Source organism: Winogradskyella algicola (genome assembly GCF_005869935.1).
Taxonomy (GTDB): Bacteria; Bacteroidota; Bacteroidia; order Flavobacteriales; family Flavobacteriaceae; genus Winogradskyella; species Winogradskyella algicola.
In genome coordinates, this window is sequence record NZ_SZQF01000003.1 from 48,718 (window position 1) to 68,100 (window position 19,383).

General features: G+C 33.6%; 17 protein-coding genes. 7 read left to right on the forward strand and 10 right to left on the reverse strand.

Going from position 1 to position 19,383, the window contains the following annotated elements; translation table 11 throughout:
* The first annotated feature begins 170 nt into the window (after positions 1-170).
* Positions 171-1,199: a hypothetical protein gene (locus tag FC091_RS06285; RefSeq protein WP_138433433.1), complete on the forward strand. Its 1,029-nt coding sequence runs from the start codon at positions 171-173 to the stop codon at positions 1,197-1,199.
* Between the two features lie 149 nt (positions 1,200-1,348).
* Here FC091_RS06285 and FC091_RS06290 read toward each other — a convergent pair whose 3' ends face one another.
* Entirely contained in the window at positions 1,349-2,296 is a 948-nt protein-coding gene (locus FC091_RS06290) for a hypothetical protein (protein WP_138433434.1), read from the reverse strand.
* Positions 2,297-2,597: 301 nt separating this feature from the next.
* On the opposite strand from FC091_RS06290, the gene FC091_RS06295 reads away from it, so the two are divergent.
* From FC091_RS06295 to hutI, 4 genes are all read left to right on the forward strand, one after another.
* Positions 2,598-3,332 (forward strand): DUF6263 family protein, encoded by a 735-nt coding sequence (locus FC091_RS06295; protein WP_138433435.1) that lies wholly within the window; start codon positions 2,598-2,600, stop codon positions 3,330-3,332.
* A gap of 141 nt (positions 3,333-3,473) precedes the next feature.
* Positions 3,474-4,871, forward strand: a complete 1,398-nt coding sequence (fumC, locus tag FC091_RS06300) for a class II fumarate hydratase (protein WP_138433436.1) — start codon at positions 3,474-3,476, stop codon at positions 4,869-4,871.
* A gap of 183 nt (positions 4,872-5,054) precedes the next feature.
* Positions 5,055-6,464: a T9SS type A sorting domain-containing protein gene (locus FC091_RS06305; protein ID WP_171032478.1), complete on the forward strand. Its 1,410-nt coding sequence runs from the start codon at positions 5,055-5,057 to the stop codon at positions 6,462-6,464.
* 93 nt (positions 6,465-6,557) lie between these two features.
* Positions 6,558-7,826, forward strand: coding sequence for an imidazolonepropionase (gene hutI / locus FC091_RS06310; RefSeq protein WP_138433438.1), 1,269 nt, complete (start codon positions 6,558-6,560; stop codon positions 7,824-7,826).
* Positions 7,827-7,852: 26 nt separating this feature from the next.
* Here hutI and FC091_RS06315 read toward each other — a convergent pair whose 3' ends face one another.
* A complete protein-coding gene (locus tag FC091_RS06315; RefSeq protein ID WP_138433439.1) occupies positions 7,853-8,740 on the reverse strand; it encodes a chromosome partitioning protein ParA in 888 nt (295 codons plus the stop codon).
* A gap of 110 nt (positions 8,741-8,850) precedes the next feature.
* On the opposite strand from FC091_RS06315, the gene FC091_RS06320 reads away from it, so the two are divergent.
* Both FC091_RS06320 and FC091_RS06325 read left to right on the forward strand, forming a co-directional pair.
* Positions 8,851-9,864, forward strand: coding sequence for a formimidoylglutamase (locus FC091_RS06320; RefSeq protein WP_138433440.1), 1,014 nt, complete (start codon positions 8,851-8,853; stop codon positions 9,862-9,864).
* On the forward strand, positions 9,854-10,318 hold the full coding sequence (locus tag FC091_RS06325; protein ID WP_138433441.1) for a GNAT family N-acetyltransferase: 465 nt from the start codon (positions 9,854-9,856) through the stop codon (positions 10,316-10,318). The genes FC091_RS06320 and FC091_RS06325 overlap by 11 nt, the downstream gene beginning before the upstream one ends.
* Here FC091_RS06325 and FC091_RS06330 read toward each other — a convergent pair.
* From FC091_RS06330 to FC091_RS06365, 8 genes are all read right to left on the reverse strand, one after another.
* Positions 10,315-11,970, reverse strand: coding sequence for a SulP family inorganic anion transporter (locus tag FC091_RS06330; protein ID WP_138433442.1), 1,656 nt, complete (start codon positions 11,968-11,970; stop codon positions 10,315-10,317). The genes FC091_RS06325 and FC091_RS06330 overlap by 4 nt on opposite strands.
* Positions 11,971-11,997: 27 nt before the next feature.
* Complete coding sequence (locus tag FC091_RS06335; RefSeq protein WP_138433443.1) at positions 11,998-13,692, reverse strand: hypothetical protein; 1,695 nt, start codon at positions 13,690-13,692, stop codon at positions 11,998-12,000.
* Positions 13,693-13,795: 103 nt separating this feature from the next.
* Complete coding sequence (locus FC091_RS06340) at positions 13,796-14,344, reverse strand: hypothetical protein (RefSeq protein WP_138433444.1); 549 nt, start codon at positions 14,342-14,344, stop codon at positions 13,796-13,798.
* Positions 14,345-14,407: 63 nt separating this feature from the next.
* Entirely contained in the window at positions 14,408-14,761 is a 354-nt protein-coding gene (locus FC091_RS06345) for a four helix bundle protein (protein ID WP_138433445.1), read from the reverse strand.
* 80 nt (positions 14,762-14,841) lie between these two features.
* The gene (locus tag FC091_RS06350) at positions 14,842-16,077 is read right to left on the reverse strand and encodes a DUF6638 family protein (RefSeq protein ID WP_138433446.1); all 1,236 of its coding nucleotides are present in this window, start codon (positions 16,075-16,077) and stop codon (positions 14,842-14,844) included.
* A 46-nt stretch (positions 16,078-16,123) separates the two neighbouring features.
* A complete protein-coding gene (locus FC091_RS06355) occupies positions 16,124-16,717 on the reverse strand; it encodes an NUDIX domain-containing protein (RefSeq protein ID WP_138433447.1) in 594 nt (197 codons plus the stop codon).
* Complete coding sequence (locus FC091_RS06360; protein WP_138433448.1) at positions 16,710-17,354, reverse strand: hypothetical protein; 645 nt, start codon at positions 17,352-17,354, stop codon at positions 16,710-16,712. Before FC091_RS06360 ends, FC091_RS06355 begins: the two co-directional genes overlap by 8 nt.
* 3 nt (positions 17,355-17,357) lie before the next feature.
* Positions 17,358-19,319 (reverse strand): AAA family ATPase, encoded by a 1,962-nt coding sequence (locus FC091_RS06365; RefSeq protein WP_138433449.1) that lies wholly within the window; start codon positions 19,317-19,319, stop codon positions 17,358-17,360.
* Between the last annotated feature and the right edge of the window lie 64 nt (positions 19,320-19,383).

Below are 19,383 nucleotides of genomic sequence, written 5' to 3' on the forward strand. Positions count from 1 at the left end.
CCATTTTAATGAACTATATTGATTGATACTGAAACAAATTCAGCACAAGTAAGCGAAGTTCGCTTTTTTAACCTAAAATATTAATACCTGACCTTACGTAATTTTAAATAAAATGATAAAATTATACGCAACCATTTTATACTTTTAGCATCTTTAATTAAACATTTTTTATGCGCAAACTACTTTTACTAGTGTGTTTTTGCTCTCTCTGTTCGTGTGCTACGATACTGAATGGCAAAAAAGATAAAGTTTACATACATGCGCCTAAAAACACCAAAGTAAAATTTAAGGGTGAAGACTTTTTGGTAAAAGAAGATCATGTTGCTATTTTTCCACTACGCTCAAAAGACACTTTAAAGTTTGAACTTTCTAACGATAGCATTTCAACAGAATTTGCTTTTCCTAAAAAAACTTCGGGTACATTTTTTTTAAACTTTTTATCACCATATTATGTTGGCTTTCTAGCAGATTTCACCAACCACAAACGGTTTTCTTACAAGAGAAATATACTATTTGAAATTGATAGTACAGAGAAAAAATTTTTTAGCCCTAATAGTGAGCCTATTCACTTTAAAAGAAATGATATTTTTATTTATACCACACCTCTAAAAGCTATAGATATTTTTTCACAACCTATGCTCACCATAGGCGCAGAATATTTTGTTACTGATAATATAAGTGTTAGTGCAGAATATGGCACCGTGTTTACCGAAAGGCTTGGAAGTGGCAGAAATCCTAAATTAAGACTTGTTAAAGACAAAGGAAGAGCCTTTAGGTATGAGCTTAAATATTACAATTTACTTAGCATATCTAATAACCCTAGAGTTAATGAATATATTGGTATAGAATCGCGTTTTATCCGTTACCAATTTAATGAAGACATCAGTTATATTAGAGAACTCGAAGAAATTGCCTTTTCTATTGACGAAACATTAGTAGTACACAAATCGGTAAACGTATTTAATATAAAATACGGTTTAAACTACCCTATTGGTAAAAATTACTTTATTGATTTATACTCTGGCTTTGGAATAAGGCTATTTAATATCAAAAACCCAGGCAGAAACTACAATCCAGAAACAGACACACTGAATGATGATCGTGGGCATTTCGATTACAGAAGACGTAATGTTGAAGGCCTAAACAACAACAATCACTTTAATTTTACCTTGGGTTTTAAGTTTGGGTATAAGTTTTAGAAGAGTTTTGATGGTGCTTATAGGTTTTGTGTGTAGACTTGTTGCGGAAAAATTCGTAGGTTTCTTTCCTTAATAGCTGAAACATAATAAAGAAATTCCAGCAGGAATTTTAGCCGGAATGGATTATAGTCGTTATTACTAATAATTTTTTATTCAAAAAATCCTTTTGATTTCAAAATAGTCTTTTTCATTATCTCAAAAATATCATTTGCATAGTAGCCATAAATAGCTCTGGCTTTAGCTCCAGAAATTTGATAATATGGTTTTGGATATTTTCTTTCAAGCCACATTGAATCTGCTTTTATGCTAAATTTAAATATAAGATCTTTTTCAAAATCAATAATTTCTGGTTGTTTGATTTTTACAGAATCCTGTTTTTTAAAATTAAGTTTTTTATAAGGTGTAGCCCATTTGCCATTTTTTGCTTTATAGACTTCATTATCCAAGTATCTTAACTTGACAAGTTTTCCACAATATTCAGCAATGTATAGTATAACATACTCATATTCAGCAAAACTAGCATCGCCATTTCCTCCGTGTTCATATGCAACAAATTTCATTGTGTCATTATGATAGTCGCCATATAAATTTTCAATTATTTTATAATGAGCGTTATATTTTGTAGACAATGATATTACATCACAATAATTATCATTGCCGCCATAGTTGACAGTTAATTTTTTTCCGATGAAAACATATAATTTAGGCTTATCATTTTCACAAGCAATATATTCTTCACAAGGCTCTGTTTTAAGTTGAATTATGATTTTATCTTTAGAAATCAAATCAGAAACAAGATATGATTCAGAAATTTGATTCGGCGAACTAAAAGTTATTGAGTCAGTGAGTTTTGCTCTTATTTTGAATTTATTTTTTTTGTTTGTCCAAGTATTATAATCTTTATCCAAAAATAAGGTTTCGTACTTCTCTTGATTAAAATTTGCACTGTTATAATATTTGTTAATAGTATCATTCAATGATACAAATACAGGAATTTTATTAATTTTTGAGTTAATAGCAGTTCCTTTTATGGTAATTTTTTGACCAGAAATAATTGTTGTAGTTAGCAGAAAACAAACTAATATTATTTTTTTCATAGTTTTTTAATTTATACTTCAAACATAGAAATGAAGTTTTCAAATAGAAAAATGAAATGAGTAAATAGTCCATTTGACTGAGTGAGCACCTAAAATAGTTGGTCGCTCAGATTATTGGCAGCGTTTAGAATATGAATCTGTTTTAATGATTTATATTCTCCGTAAACTAAGATCGCTATTTTAAATCAACAAGTCAATACACAACCTACGTGTTTTTCAAACAAAAGCTTTAATCAATTAAAAATTTGCTAACTGATTATAAATCTTATATTTGTTGGTATAACATTAATAAAAAAACAAAATGAAAAAAGTACTAGTAGTCCTATTGTTATGCGTTGGCACCTTAGCCTTTTCGCAAGAGACAGCCTTATTACGTCTAAACTATGAAAAGGGTGACACCTATGAGGTAAAAACGGTAATGAAGCAAAGCATGGGCGAATTTATGAAAATGGATATGACTATGTCTATGGATCTTAACGTTACAGATGCCAAAGACAATGCTATAATATCTGAGGCAACTTTTAGTCATGTAAAAATGGATATGGAATCTATGGGACAAAAAATGGATTACGATTCTAATACTGAAGAGTCTGAGTTGAGCCCATTTGGTAAAGGAATGCACGTTGAGATGAAAAAGTTACTAGAAACCGTTGTAACTATAGAAAATGATAAATTAGGTAATGTTACCAAAACAGATATAAAATCTGGTATAGCTGATATAAGCTCTTTTAAGGACAACATGAGTGGTATGATTTTCCCTGAAGAAGCTGTTGAGGTTGGTTACAAATGGAACGAGACTAAAGAACAAGAAGGTATGAATATAGAAACCACTTACGAAGTAGCTTCTATAACTGATGATACCGTAGAACTAAAAGTAACAGGAAACGTTTCTGGTGCAGCTAAAGGAACTTTAGAAGGCAGTAGTAGTGTTGATAGGGCTACTGGTAATGTTATAAAATCAGAGGTTAACATGTCTGTAACTGCTGAAGGGCAAGCTATTGAAACTAGTGTAGTAATGACCTCTACAAAAAAATAAATTTAAAACTTATTTATACAAAAAGCCCAGAATACTCTGGGCTTTTTTATTTGTGCAAATGCTGAGATAAAACCACAATTTTAGTAGCAATACACTTACAAAAACTGTAATTTTGTAAAGCGTTAAAAAACATACATTATCATGACATACAGAATAGAAAAAGACACCATGGGTGAAGTTAAAGTGCCTGCTGATAAACTTTGGGGAGCACAAACCGAGCGATCTCGTAATAACTTTAAAATTGGTGCACCAGCTTCTATGCCTTTAGAAGTGGTTTATGGTTTTGCATATCTTAAAAAGGCTGCGGCTTATGCTAACTGCGATTTAGACGTTTTAGACAAAAGTAAACGCGACCTTATTGCGCAGGTTTGTGATGAGATTTTAGAAGGCAAACACAACGATCAGTTTCCATTAGTAATTTGGCAAACAGGTTCTGGTACACAAAGCAACATGAACGTCAATGAAGTGATTGCGAACAGGGCACACCAAATAGCTGGTAAAGTTATTGGCGAAGGTGATAAAACTATACAACCAAACGATGATGTTAACAAATCACAATCCTCTAACGACACCTTCCCTACTGGTATGCATATTGCTGCATACAAAAAAGTGGTAGAAACAACGATTCCTGGTGTTATACAATTAAGAAATACATTACACAACAAAGCCATTGCTTTTAAGGATGTGGTGAAAATTGGTCGCACGCACCTCATGGATGCGACTCCATTAACTTTGGGTCAGGAATTTTCTGGTTATGTTTCTCAACTAGACCATGGCTTAAAAGCATTAGAAAATACTTTAGCACACTTAAGTGAGTTAGCTCTAGGTGGAACTGCAGTTGGTACAGGACTTAATACACCAGAAGGTTATGATGTTTTAGTTGCTAAATACATTGCAGAGTTTACAAACCTTCCTTTTGTAACTGCAGAAAATAAATTTGAAGCCCTAGCTGCTCATGATGCCATTGTAGAAACACATGGAGCACTAAAACAATTAGCAGTATCACTAAATAAAATAGCAAATGATATAAGAATGATGGCTTCTGGTCCTCGATCTGGTATTGGTGAGATTATCATTCCTGCAAACGAACCAGGAAGTTCTATTATGCCTGGAAAAGTAAATCCAACACAGTGTGAGGCTTTAACAATGGTTTGCGCACAAGTTATGGGTAACGATGTTGCGGTAACTGTTGGTGGTACACAAGGCCATTACGAGCTAAATGTATTCAAACCAATGATGGCTGCTAATATTTTACAATCTGCTCAATTAATTGGTGATGCTTGCGTAAGTTTTGAAGAAAATTGTGCTAGTGGTATTGAACCAAACCATGCAGTAATTAAAGAATTACTTAATAACTCTTTGATGTTAGTAACAGCATTAAATACCAAGATTGGTTACTACAAAGCGGCTGAAATAGCTAATACAGCTCATAAAAATGGTACAACACTTAGAGAAGAAGCAATTAACTTAGGCTACGTATCAGCAGAAGATTATGACGAATGGGTAAAACCAGAAGATATGGTTGGCAGCTTAAAGTAAAAATATACCTATATTAAGAAGGTGCCAATTTGAATTGGATTTTGATTGTTTTCAAAATCCGATTCGAGTTGGCATTTTTTTTTGACTAAAATGACTGATTTTTATTTTTTTGAATATCAATTAAATAAAACATTAATTTTAATAAAATTCTTACATTTGCTTTCAATAATCACAATTAATCCAATGAAAAAAACTTTACTTACAATTTTCCCTTTTTTAATACTTGCGTATTCTGCTGATGCGCAGACTTTATGGAATTCTATTCAAAATATAGATCCAAACACTGGCAATGATCCATATGTTATTGCTTCTGGTGATTTAGATGGAGATACAGACATAGACCTCGCCATTGGTACTTATAATTTTTCGACTGATGTTGTTAAATGGTATCAAAACGATGGCAGTGGAAACTTTACAATAATGCCTACAGTTTCAGATGTGGGTACATTAAGTGGTATTGGAGGAATCATCATTGCGGATTACGATGGTATAAATGGAAATGATATTATTGTAAGCTCCTATTCTAATGACACTGTAATGTTTTATGCCAATAATGGTACCGGTGGATTTGATACAGGTGTAGCGGTATCTACGACTGCAGATGGTGCAGGACAACTCACTGCTGTAGATATTAATAATGATGGTAACTTAGACATTTCTATTGCAGAATATGATGGTGGCATTGCTTCTTGGTTACCTGGTAATGGTGATGGTACTTTTGGTGCTAAACAAACCATAGTTGCAGCAAATCTACCTGGAAACGTTAGTTTTAATGATTTTGATGGTGATGGTGACCAAGATGCCTTAATAGGCTACGTAGATGGTACTACTTCCGGAACCATAGAAATATACTACAACCAGTATATAGAAAGCGGAACAATGACGGTCTCCTGGATAAAAGATACAGTAACCGTTAATAGTGGTAATCCATTTTTATTTGTTGCTGCCTTCGCAGATGTAAATGACGATGGTACCTTAGACATTATTAAATCTGACAATGTTAGTGGTGATGTAGCGTGGTACAGTAAGACCAAAAATGGACCTTCTATAGAGACTATAATTTCGGATGATTCAATTATTGACAGGCCAGCAGTTGTTGCTGTGGCAGACTTAGATAACGACACATATAATGATGTTATTTTAACCGATGGTGGTTCTGCAAATGATGCTATCATCTGGTTTGAAAGTACAGATATTGGTACGTTTAATCCTGAAGCTCTAATCAACGATAACAACTATCAACATTATGGAATAACTATTGCAGATCTTGATGGTGATGGTGATAAGGATATCGCTACGATTGGCTATTTTAATAACACTGTAGATTGGTACGAAAACATTCTTGAAACTTTAACCATTGGTGAAAACATATCTGCAAAATTTTCTTTTTTCCCTAACCCAACAAAAGATAATTTATATTTCGAAGGTCTAGAAGACGAAACAATTAATATTTTGGTTACAGACGTTTCAGGAAAAACCGTACTTTCTAAATCACAAAACTCAAATCATACTTTAGATGTTTCTGATTTAGCAGACGGTATTTATACGATAACCATTAACGAAAAATTTGCTTCAAAGTTCATTAAAGAATAGAAATCTAAAATATTTCAATTTTAAAACGCTGATACATGTTATCAGCGTTTTTTTTTATCAAAAAAAATAGGCAACTTTACAAAAAACCAACTTATGTCCATTCTTATAAAAAACATAAAACAGCTTGTACAAGTTCATGATTATAATGTAATGATTGTTAAAGGTGAAGACCTGAAAACGCTTCCTGTCTTAGAGAATGCCTACCTCTACATAGAACACGATACCATTATAGAATATGGTGAAATGGAATATTGTGAAGGTATTGAAGCTGAAACCATAATTGACGCGACAGGAAAAATTGTTTTACCTTCGTGGTGCGACTCGCACACGCATATTGTTTATGCTGGCAATAGAACATCAGAATTTGTAGATCGTATTAATGGATTGAGTTATGAAGACATTGCCAATCGTGGTGGTGGTATTTTAAACTCTGCAAAATTACTTCAAGACACCTCTGAAGATGACTTATACGAACAGTCTATTAATCGTCTTGAAGAGCTTATAAGAATGGGAACCTGCGCTTTTGAAATAAAGACAGGTTACGGTTTAACAGTTGAAGCTGAATTAAAAATGCTTCGTGTTATAAAACGTATAAAACAAGAAAGTCTTGCTAAAATTACTCCTACGCTTTTGGCAGCGCATGCTATTCCTTCAGAATATAAAACCAAAAAGGACGAATATGTTAAGCTTATTACTGAAGAATTGATTCCAAAAGCATCAAAATTAAACATAAGCCATTACATTGATGTTTTTTGCGAGAAAGGATATTTTGATCTGGATGATACAGAAGCTATTCTTAAAGCTGCGGCAAAACATGATATGCGACCAAAAATTCATGTCAACCAATTTAATATACTTGGCGGTGTTGGTCTTGGTGTAAAATACAATGCCTTGTCTGTAGATCATCTTGAAGAATTGAATGATGATGACTTAAAAGCTTTAAAGAAGTCTGAGACTATGCCAGTTGCATTACCGGGTTGTTCTTATTTTTTGAGTATTCCGTATACTCCTGCTCGACAAATTATTGATGCAGGTTTGCCTTTAGCTATTGCAACGGATTATAATCCTGGCTCTGCACCTAGCGGAAACATGAATTTTATTGTAAGTGCAGCTTGTGTAAAAATGAAAATGACTCCTGAGGAAGCTATAAATGCTGCAACTATCAATGGTGCTTATGCTATGGGAATAAGCAATATGTATGGTAGTATTACCAGAGGAAAAAAAGCAAATCTAATTATTACAAAACCATTAAGCGACTATAGCGAAATACCATACGCTTTTGCTCACGATCCTGTTGAGCAAGTCATAATTAATGGGCAATTAAAGGATATAAAAAATCCGGAAGAAAACTTCCGGATTTAACTATCAATCAATCAATCTTTGAAATCTTACTTCAAAGTAAACTCAGAAGTCGAAATCAATTCTTTATCGTTAAAAACGTTTACTTGGTAACGTCCTTTCTCAAAATCTGTATCTTCAGACTGTGCTATATATTCACAGATATTAAGGTTTCTGTTTTCGTAATTGAAGCGGCTTATTAGACTGTAATTCAATACCTGGTCTTCAAATTGTACTTGGTCATTAGTTCCTAAAACATTGTTTTTAGGGTCAATAACTTGCACGTATAACTCTTTGTCACCTGCTTCTGTTAAAGTGTTTTTTGCAACTGTAAAACAGATTTTAATTTTATCGCTTCGCCCTGCTCTTTCAGTAGGTATTTGTCTTCCGCTACGTCTTTCAATAACTCCCATACCTTTTAAACCAACTGTCTGTAAAGCAGCTGCATCTTCAACTACATTTGCTAATTCTGTATTTTGTACTAATAAAGAATCAGTAAAAACCGTGCGCTCAGCTAATTGTACTTGTGTACTATCTAATGATGTTGCTAAATATTCGTTTTCTACTTTTAAACGGTCATTTTCAACCAATAACTCATCCATTTCTTCCTGTAGCGCCAAGAATTTCTTTTTGTATCTCCATAAAGAGTTAACACTATTTTGAGATACTTTTAAAGAATCCATTAAGCCTTGTATACGCTCTCTTGCCTCAATTAAATTCTGATCTTTAATCTCGCTAGCTGCAATAGCTTCGTCGTATTGCTTTGCCATATTGTTAAGATCATTCATCACTTGTTCCTTTTCTGTAATAAGTGTTTTTTCAGTCTCTTTATTATCTGTATATAATTTAGAAGCGTAAAATGCAGTTCCTAAAAATAATACCAATAAAATACCTAATCCTACTTTAAGACCGATGCTTGTTTTTTGTGAACCTTCCATAAAATTTGTGTTTAAGTAATTTGTTAATTCTTGTCTTTTTAATCTAATTTAAGGGTTAAATTTTTTAAATAAAGATGTACTTTTATTTCAATCTTTAATTAAACATCCAAATGCATAATCTCGTATTATTTACTTCAAAAGATCGCGATACACTTTTAAAGCTTCGTAAAGGAGAATCAAAATTTGGAGAACATATTCAATTAATATCTAACCTCACTAACATATACGATGACATTGTCGATTTAGATGTTGACTATGTTATTTTTGGTGTTTCTGAAGATATTGGTGTTTATGCAAATTACGGACAAACAGGCACTTACACTGCCTGGCAAGCTGTAATAAAAGTTTTGTTAAATATTCAAAATAACAGCTTTACAAACCCTAAACGTGTTTTGATTTTAGGTCATCTTGATTATGGTGAAGCAAGAAAAATGGTGCAAGAAAAACCATCAAAAAAGAATATTGCTAAAGCTAGAGATTTTGTTGAAGAGATTGATAAAGATGTGACATATTTAGTTTCTACAATCATAAAAGCAGGAAAGACACCAATAATAATAGGTGGTGGACACAATAACGCTTACGGAAATATTAAAGGGTTATCATTAGCTAAAAACGAAAGCGTAAATGTTATCAACTTTGATGCACATACAGATTTTAGAGCAGAAGAAGGACGACATAGTGGAAATGGGTTCAGTTATGCCTATGCAGAAGGCTTCTTAAAAAACTACTTCATTTTTGGTTTGCATGAAAATTACACGTCTGACAAGCTTTTTAAAACACTTAAAAAGGTTAAAACCATTAAATATAACACATACGAAGCATTAGAAGTTAGAAACGAGTTAGACTTTAATGCTGAATTAGAAAAAGGTCTAAATCACATCGCTTCTAAACCTTTTGGTATTGAAATAGATTGTGATGCCATAGAAAATATTCCTAGTAGCGCTGTTACTCCAAGCGGATTTAGTACCAAACAAGCTAGACAATTTATAAACTATTTTGCAAAGCATGACAACGCAAGTTATTTACACATTTGTGAAGCAGCACCAACCAAAAAAACTGAAACTAAAGTAGGGAAACTCATTACGTATTTAATTACTGATTTTATTAGAGCTAATGGACGTTAAAATTGTAGATTATAATTCACACCACGCAAATCACTTTTATGACCTTAATATTGAATGGTTAAAAACCTTTTTTTATGTAGAGCCTTTTGATGAAGAAGTCCTTAGTAAACCAGAACAATATATTATTAATAAGGGTGGTTACATTTTCTTTGCTTTAAAAGACGAAACTGTTGTTGGCACTGTAGCATTGATGCCAACAGATGAATCTAATATTTTAGAATTGACAAAAATGGCAGTGCTACCAGAAATGCGTGGCTATAAAATAGGGCAAAGACTTTTACAACATTGTATCGATTTTGCCAAACAGCAAAACCTAAAAGCACTACTACTCTACTCTAACACCAAGTTAGAAAATGCCATTTACCTTTATAGAAAATACGGATTTAAAGAACTAAAATTAGAATCTAATAGCCCTTATGCACGTTCGGATATAAAGATGTTATTAGAATTTTAAAGTTTAAAATGCGATTCCAAATAATCGAATGCACCACTAATGTTTCCAAAAATATGTTCTTCTGAAATTAAATCTGGTACTATGTCTATAGAGACTAATTTATCTTTTGGCTGCTCTTGGATAGCGGTTAATAAGACTTGTACACCTCTTTGTTCTAAATCCAAAACGGCATTTTCCAAAGCATACAGCCCAGACTGATCTATGTATGGTACACGATCCATACGTATAATTAATGCTTTTATTTCCTCTGGTATTTTCTTTATTTCATCTTGAAAGTGAGATGTAAATCCAAAAAATAAAGGGCCATAAAGATGCTTTATATAAACTTTGTCTTTGTATTCTTCGTAGAATTCGACTTCGTCTTGCCAAGGTTTTTCACCATCAAAACCAGCAATGGTACCAACTTCCATACCCTCTTCACTAATGTCACCTGCTCGTTTCATAAACAGCAAACAAGCTAAAAGCAGTCCCATACCTACAGCTTGTATAAGGCTTCCAAATGTGGTTACTAATAGCACCACAACGAGAACAAACGCATCTGCTCGAGGCACCACTAACAAGTGCTTTAAACCTTTAACATCAATAATCTTAAAGGCTATAGGAATTAACAAACCTGCTAGAACAGACAGTGGTATATAAGCTGCCAGCTTACCCAAACCTAATAAAACAGCTAATAAAAACAAGCCATGTATTGCGCCAGAAACTCTCGTGCGTCCACCAGAATTGATATTAATTACTGTTCCTTTTGTTGCACCTGCGCCTGGAATTCCACCAAAAATTGCTGCAATAGAGTTTCCTATTCCTTGACCAATTAATTCTCTATTACTATTATGTTTGGTTTTGGTCATATTATCTGCAATTACTGAAGTTAATAAAGAGTCAATAGATCCTAAAACAGCCAATACTGTAGCATATTCACCTATGAGGATATAAGTGCTTGAATCTACAGAAAAAATACCATCTAATTTTAGCGAAGGTAAACCTGATGGTATGTCGCCTATGATTGGAACATTCCAATTTAAGAAATAGCTTGCAACAGATGCTAGAACTAACGCTACTAAAGCACTCGGAATGGCCTTGGTTATATATGGAAATACCAAATAAACAACGACCGTAAATATACCTAAAGTCATAGCTTGCCAATTAAACTCTGAAAATAATCGTGGTAAATCTTGCATCACCAACCAAGTTGATTTTTCTGAATCCAAGCCTACGAATGGGAAAATTTGAAGAATGATAATAATAAGCCCTACACCACTCATAAATCCAGAAACTACAGGGTACGGAAAGTACTTTACATAACCTGCAATGTTTATTAATCCAAATACAATTTGAAGAATGCCACCCAATAAAAATGTCAATATTACTATTGGCATGGCAGCTTCAAGACTTCCTGTGATTTCAATAGCTGCTGCAACCAATGCAGCAGATACAACAGTCATTGGTCCTGTTGGCCCACTGGCTTGTGTTGCTGTACCGCCAAAAATGGCAGCAAAAATACCAACAGCAATAGCACCATAAAGACCTGCAATGGCGCCTAAACCAGATTGCACACCAAATGCCAAGGCTAATGGCAAGGCTACAACACCAGCAACTAAGCCACCTGTTAAATCTCCTTTTAAATTTTTAAAATCGTAGAATTTTGAACTCATAGGTTTATTTTATCTGTGAAATTTTATTTAATTATCTAAGGCCTTCAAAGAATCTATTTGACGTTGTAAGGCATCTATCATTTCAGAATTTTCATTAACCTGCGGAATGGTTTTTAATGAGTCTATCTGCATTTGCATTACATCTTCATCTTTTGGTTGCTCTTGATAGAAATAGCCAATACCTTCGCTAGATCTCCAGGCTTCATTTAATTGATTATATACTGTTTCGTCCCAAGTACTAGGATGCTTTACATCGATCCAAATCACGTCTCGATATTCACTATCTATCAATACTAAATCTGGTGTTGCAGAACCATCAAATTGTTGCGAGTTTGTATCACTTATGGATGAAATTGTTCCTAAAAAGAACATGCGTTTTCTACCTGCAATATCTTTTATATATGGTCTAAATTCAACTGGTGTACTCGCATTCCAATCGTATTCTTTGCGTGATTCTTTTACTTTTAATGGCATTGCAGAAACACCAGCATACCCTTGCTTTTTAGTGGCATGGTCGTAATAATATAATTTGTCTGTACCATCTGCTGGCACAAACACACTATAGCTTAAACTGGTACGCTCCTCACCTACTGGTTCTAAACCAAACCAATGGTATAAGCCACTATAAGCATCTGAGTTACTTCCTGCAAAATCAAAATCTGTTACATAAGGTTGTTGGTTTTGATCCTTTGGCATTAGTGGAATTTTAACTGCAGTTTCCATATTCCAAGGTAATGGGTCGCTAAAGCCTCCTAAAAACTTTAAAGACTCCGCTTGTAACTGTGATACACTTTCTGCTAAAGTATTTTGCTTTTGTAAAAACTTGTAATTTTTTATTTCGTCCGGACTCACAAATGTACCTTTACCTATGGCTACACGCTCTAGATAATCGTTAAAATCGTGCTCACCACTTTCTATAATCATTACACCACCAAAGGTTGGATATGGAAAGAAGAAGCCTTTCCACTTTATTAAACTGACTACTTGCACCCAAGCACCTTCATCATTTTTCATGTAAAACGTATCGCTTGGTTCATAGTTGAATAACATCCAAGGGTTAAAACGCTGTACAACCGCATTGTAAGTGTTTCTACTAAATTTTAAAGATTCGCCTATTGAGAAGGTAACATCTATTCTATTTTCGTTAGAAAACCTTGGAAAAGGTGTTGTGCTGCTTACAGAAAAAACCTCTTCCGTATTATCGCTAATGCGTTGCATAATGTACTTTTCACTAGGTTGAATGGCCATGGTCCATTTATTCTCTGTACCAATCCTTACCAAGTGTGGTAGTGAAACATCTTTGGTTTCACCAACACTTTCGTTGGCCATTGAGAATATGTTTCGCAATGGTTGAATACGTTCGTTTTGTGTTAATGGCAACTCGTCAATTTCAACTTTATTAAGACTGTTGAATACATTGTACGTCTTCATATAATCGTACAAACCTTGATTCCAGCCTAAGAAATAAAGTAACCCAAAAAACACAATTAAAATACCCAAGATTCCTAATCGACCACCAGAGCTTGCTGTTTTTCTGAACTTTCTTAATCCCAAAATCAAGATAATGACACTCAGTAGAATTACAAAAATGTACTTTCTAAAGAATAATAAAGCGGGTTGGTAATCGTCTCTAAAAAAGAACAATAGAATTAACAGTAATAACCCTAAAAATATAGTAATTCGCTTTTGTTTTGAGCCTTTATTCCAATAGCTTTTTATCATGATACGTTTTTGTGATTCTGAACTTGTTTCAGAATCTTTTTTGTTTCTTACTTAATCTTCTTAATAATGGGATCCTGAAACAAGTTCAGGATGACATCCTTTTTTACATAAGACCCTTATCCTTCAGTCGGTCACGTGCAGATTTTTGTTCTGCTTTAGGCTCAGGCACTTTTGCTATTTCTTTTTTTGCCTCTTCTACTGCTTTATTATCCTTGTTTTTTAAATCTTCAATAAGATCTTTGCCTTTTTCCACCGCTTCATCAACAAAATCACTCAAAGAATCACTTTTTTCTTCAACAACCTCTGTGGTTTTAATTACAAAATTAGCAAGGTACGTTCCTATTAAGGTTCCTGTTGCGAAGGTTGCAAAACCAGATAATGCAAAGTAATTTGAAAAGATTTCGATTGGTGTTAAAAACTGTAATATCAATCCTACCACTAACATCGTAATGACTACAAATAGTAATCTTGGAATAAATGGTTGCTTGTAAATAAATCCTTTTGGATTATCTGCACTCATTTGTAACTCTTTGCTGTTCATTATTTTATTAATAAAACGGTACGCACCATTTCCGTTAGACTCTCTCCAATACAGAAAAATGCCAAATAAAATAGCTGAAACGAAAATGATGATGTCTATTCCTAGTCCCATGTTATAATTTAGTTTGAAGCAAGAAGTTAGAAGATTGAAGCTCTATCTTTATGCTATATTATATTATTTCACTTTATTTCTAAAAGCAATCGTCATATTCATTAAATCAAAACAATCTTTGTAAAAACCGTCAAAAACTTCTTGACTAATATAACTTCTTCGTTTTGCTTTATGCAAACAAGTTACGACTTCTGCAATTGAACGAATTGAATATCCTAAAAACTTTCTGAATTCAGCACCAGATTGCAATATTGAACCTTCAGAAATATTCAGTGCTACTGAATCTGAAGCTCTTCGTATTTGAGATGATAAATTATAAATTTCTTTTTCAGGAAACAACTCTGTAAGCTTATCCATATTATCACCTAAGTCCATTGCCTTTTGCCAAATTAATAAGCTTTCAAATTTAAACTTCATGCTATTAGTCTATTTATATGTAAAATTGTTACTTCAAGCTTTTAACTCCGTACTTCCTGCTTCAAGCTTCCAACTTCCATCTATATATTGTTACTAATCGTCTCAATCACCCAATCCTGAAAGGATGCATCCCAAGTCTCATAATTTTTGTAAAACTGCTCTTTATCGTACCAGTACAAAAACAGAATATCTTTTGGTGAAATATTTACCAATAATTTATGAATTAAATCGCGATGCTCTGCCGACAATGACGAATGTGGCTGATGTAGTGCAAAATACATGGACTGATCTACCATATCTTCAATTTTATAAGCGTTGCTGCGTTCTAATTTTTCTAAATACAACTCAACTCCCATCACTTGTTTTCGAGCTGCTATATCGATTTTATTTAAGTAGCTTTTAAAAAGCGCTTTACTATCTAAAATCTCTTTTATTGCATGTTCAGTGTCTTTAAGTTTACTGAATAATTCAAACTTTTTAATACGATCGTAATTAGGTGTTTTTACCATGTATTCTAAATCGCACTCAATGATGATATGACTTTTCAGCTTATCGACCAATTCTGGCTGACTGATATGATAAATCAACACATCGTGAATGGTATCTTTAATAGCTTCTTTATAGGAATCCTCATTTTCGAAAACCAAAATGGTTTGAATAAAATCTCGCAACAAGTACACACCACCAAAGGCACGTGTATAAAATGAACCTGTGGTATAATGTAACGCATGAAGGTTTAAATCTCTACTTCGTAGATCTCCGTAAGTTTTTGCAGATTCTAGTAATGCGTTATGAATGTCTTCATCAATAAAGTTATTACCTGTTCTAAACTTGTCTACCAGTCGAAGTTGTTCTTTTTGTCGCTCTTCTAGGTTATCTATAAGTCTAAAGCTAATACTTACATCGTCGTATTTTAAAATGTCTAAAGGCTCATAAAATACATCTATATCCTGATCAAAATCGATGCAAATCGCTGAATCTCTGGTGATATCGTTTATTTTGCTTCCATGTGTTCTAAAGATATGTTGCATCATATCTCTATCAAAAGAATGAAACGGTAAATACACTGGTTTTCCTTTTTGTAAAGGTGAAATAATGATACCATGCGGATTGGCATCACCATGATTTAGGTAATGTACATCCTTCTTTTCTTCTGCTACTTCTGGACTCCAGCCAACACCATCTATAGAAAAGGAAGTGAGTTTGGTTTCTTTAAAACCAAGTGTTTTTAAACATTTATTATAGCGCTCTACCAGTTTACCACTTACTGGTATAAGTTCGCTTCTGTATAGGTTTGCTTGTTTTAGTTTGTTCATAAAAGCCTATCCTAAATCCTTTCCAGAGAAAAGGACTTTTAATCGATTATTGTTGTAATAGTTTTTTTATCTGCACATGTTGCAATAACAAAATCGTTTTTGCATCGATTATATCTCCATTTACCATCATCGCAATGGCTTTTGTAAATGGTATTTCTAAAATTTCTATGTCTTCATTTTCGGTATCTAAACCTCCTCCGTCATTGGTTTTCATTTTATCAGTATATTCACCAACAAAACACGAAAATCGTTCTGTACTACATCCTGGTGTGGCAAACGCACTATAAATCTCTGTTAGTTTTGGGATGTTATATCCTGTTTCTTCAAGCAACTCTCTTCTTATGGCTTCTTCTGTAGAAGAATCATCCTTTTCTAGCATTCCAGCTGGTACTTCTAATAAAAAACCACCTTCTACGCCATTCATATAAGCTGGTAAACGAAATTGCTTAACCAAAATAACGGTTTGCTTTTCCGTATTGTACAGCAAGGCTGCTACTGCATTACCACGTTCTAAAACTTCCCATTTGTTTTCAACCCAATCTCCGTCTTTTAACTGATAATTGAATTTTACCTGAGATAAGGTAAAAAACTTATCTGAAAGAATGGTTCGGTTGATGTTTTTGATGCGTTTTTTAGTCATAAACAAAAGTTTCTTCTTGTTTTGACACCTTAAGGCTATATTCCTTCCATTCACTCATAGAAATAGGCAATAATTTTCTTGATTTTGAAAAATCAATAGCTTTCAAAATATCATCTCGCATATGATTATACTTATGCTTTGAAAATATTTTTTTCTCATATAATTTGTATATGGAATCAATGAAAAATGTAGCTTTTTCTCTCTTCAAAGAGTTATTAAATACTTCATATTCATCTTTTCTAATCAATCTACCATAAGACATTGGGTTAAACAAAACTCTAAAGTAAAAATTAGGCCTCTTATCAAATTTACTCCACTCTATACCAACACAGATTATATAACCTCTAATGTTACCTACCAGTTCACTATCTTTCATAATAAACCCTTTTCTTCTGAAGTTACTAAAAGGACTAGAGTTAATCTTTTTCTTTATCCAAAAAGGTTTATAATACTCCTCAATAATATAATCTTTAGTTGAAAAAAATAAAACTCCTAATACGAAGAATAAGCTTATATATTTTATGGATAGATACTCTTCCTCTGTCTTAGCTGAAATTGAAATAATAGAAATTAAAATCAGTAAAAAGACAAATGAAAACAAATAGTATTCTTTAAATATGTACCAAGCTTTTTTCAAAAATTATTCTTGTTTTCCAAAACGCTCTCTAGCTTCCGTTTCGATGTTTAACTGATTGATTCTGGCATCAACTTTACGTTTAAAGTCGGTATCTGCAATCGTTGCTACATTATCTAAATAACGTACCACTTCTTGTCGCCTAATGTCGCTAAAATCGAGACCTTTCATATTGGCTCGCATCAGTTCTTGAAGCATACCAAACTTGGTGTCGTAATCTTTTTTGAAATACACTTCAGGATTGTTGAACCAATCCTCTTCTAAATCGAAATCCGTTAAACGTAACGACACGGCTTTTTGAATGTTTCGCACATCACGCGAAGAGAAAAATGGAAATATCTTCTGTATTTCTGTATATAAATGCGCATAGAACATATGCTCATTGTCTTTGTATTTGCTCGATACTTTATCGAACGTATCCGACACACGCTCTTCGGTTGGCTTATCTATTTTTTCTAAGATGTCGCCTAAATTTTTAGCTACTTTTTGTGCATCGAGATACTTATAATCGTTAGGATTGCTCATGTTTATGAAATCTGGCATGGTATCTTCGAGCTTTTTCCACCAGAGATAATCCTGATCTACAAAGTCCTTTTCATTACGTGCTCCATCAATTTTAAAACGACCTTGTACACGCGAAATCACAGCCTTATCCAGCATTTCTGGTAAGTTGGTAAATAAACCTATTGAGCTGTTACCATAATTAACTGCATAAGCACCTTCGGTATATCTTAAAAATACACCAATCACTTCCTTAACACCAGCGGACACACCTTGCGTTGTACGCTCTTGTAGGTTATTCTCTGCATCATCTATTGGTGCAAAAATGAGACGTGTTGGGTCTTGCAAAGGTTTCATCCACTCCACCATTTTCTCTGCAGAACCACCTTGAAATGTTGAAATCAACGTATCTGGCATTGGATGAAATAAAAATGGAATATTTAAGTTTTCGCTATGCTCTTTTAATCGTGTTGCAATAGCAGCGATGAGCATACTTTTTCCTGTACCTGGAATTCCATAACCCATAAATACTGGCATAAAACCACCTAGCTCTTGAAATGGATTCTTTTTTGCTTCAAAATCGTAGCTTAATAATCGTTCTGTTAATCTTCTGGCAAAGTGCTTAGCATCTTTGTTGCCTACAATTTGTTCAAACTGAATTTTATTAAACTCTACACTTACAGCTGTTCCTGCAAAAACATTGTTCCAGCCATCAATTACAAAGTCTGAGTTTTCTAGCTTATACGAACGGTCTTCAATCGTATCAGTATATTCTAATGTGCTTTTTCTGAGTTGAATTTCATCAATAAGGGCTTCAAAATAAACCACCGTAAAATCAATAACATCTTTGTCGGTTTTGATAATGTCTGGATGTCCTAAGTACTTATCATAGTAGAATAATTGACACGAAATTCCTTTTAAAGGCGATAAAAACGACACTTCAGGGATGCCTGCAAACTTCTGTTTCATTACCGATAAATCGTCGGATGCATGTGGTTTTAAATCGTTTAGAATTTTATAGGCAGTAGCAAATAGCATAAAGGCTGTTGCTGTAAGCATTTTGCTTTCGTACTCACGCTTTCCGGAGTTATCTAAAGCCGATTTGTTTTCACTTAACGTCGATAATCCCGAGGCATCATAGTAACTATCTTTAATCCAAATACCAAGTGTAATGCCTTCTTGTACAGCAAATAATGTTTGATTAAGAAACAACGGAATTGCAACCGACTCTGGTAATAATTTCTTTTTTAAAGCTAAAATAGTTTTAGAAACTGAGGTTACAGACACATTACTGCCATTATTAGCTCGTGATAGATACAACAAAATGGATTCGTCCTTACCATCATTATCTCTATTTTTGGCGCGCTGACTTTGCTCCCACTGAATAGACTTTAGGTAAGACGTTGCTTCGTCTCGAAGCATATTGAGTTCATTTTGTTTTATAGGAAAAGTTGAGTTGTGTTGCATGGTTATAGTTTTCAGTAGGCAATTTTCAGTAGGCAGTCTTCAGTAGACAGTCTTCAGTAGGCAG

Excerpts from the sequence above, each read along its gene's own strand:
- FC091_RS06285 (WP_138433433.1), top strand. The coding sequence starts at position 171 with ATGCGCAAACTACTTTTACTAGTGTGTTTTTGCTCTCTCTGTTCGTGT.
- FC091_RS06290 (WP_138433434.1), bottom strand. The coding sequence starts at position 2,296 with ATGAAAAAAATAATATTAGTTTGTTTTCTGCTAACTACAACAATTATT.
- FC091_RS06295 (WP_138433435.1), top strand. The coding sequence starts at position 2,598 with ATGAAAAAAGTACTAGTAGTCCTATTGTTATGCGTTGGCACCTTAGCC.
- fumC (WP_138433436.1), top strand. The coding sequence starts at position 3,474 with ATGACATACAGAATAGAAAAAGACACCATGGGTGAAGTTAAAGTGCCT.
- FC091_RS06305 (WP_171032478.1), top strand. The coding sequence starts at position 5,055 with ATGAAAAAAACTTTACTTACAATTTTCCCTTTTTTAATACTTGCGTAT.
- hutI (WP_138433438.1), top strand. The coding sequence starts at position 6,558 with ATGTCCATTCTTATAAAAAACATAAAACAGCTTGTACAAGTTCATGAT.
- FC091_RS06315 (WP_138433439.1), bottom strand. The coding sequence starts at position 8,740 with ATGGAAGGTTCACAAAAAACAAGCATCGGTCTTAAAGTAGGATTAGGT.
- FC091_RS06320 (WP_138433440.1), top strand. The coding sequence starts at position 8,851 with ATGCATAATCTCGTATTATTTACTTCAAAAGATCGCGATACACTTTTA.
- FC091_RS06325 (WP_138433441.1), top strand. The coding sequence starts at position 9,854 with ATGGACGTTAAAATTGTAGATTATAATTCACACCACGCAAATCACTTT.
- FC091_RS06330 (WP_138433442.1), bottom strand. The coding sequence starts at position 11,970 with ATGAGTTCAAAATTCTACGATTTTAAAAATTTAAAAGGAGATTTAACA.
- FC091_RS06335 (WP_138433443.1), bottom strand. The coding sequence starts at position 13,692 with ATGATAAAAAGCTATTGGAATAAAGGCTCAAAACAAAAGCGAATTACT.
- FC091_RS06340 (WP_138433444.1), bottom strand. The coding sequence starts at position 14,344 with ATGGGACTAGGAATAGACATCATCATTTTCGTTTCAGCTATTTTATTT.
- FC091_RS06345 (WP_138433445.1), bottom strand. The coding sequence starts at position 14,761 with ATGAAGTTTAAATTTGAAAGCTTATTAATTTGGCAAAAGGCAATGGAC.
- FC091_RS06350 (WP_138433446.1), bottom strand. The coding sequence starts at position 16,077 with ATGAACAAACTAAAACAAGCAAACCTATACAGAAGCGAACTTATACCA.
- FC091_RS06355 (WP_138433447.1), bottom strand. The coding sequence starts at position 16,717 with ATGACTAAAAAACGCATCAAAAACATCAACCGAACCATTCTTTCAGAT.
- FC091_RS06365 (WP_138433449.1), bottom strand. The coding sequence starts at position 19,319 with ATGCAACACAACTCAACTTTTCCTATAAAACAAAATGAACTCAATATG.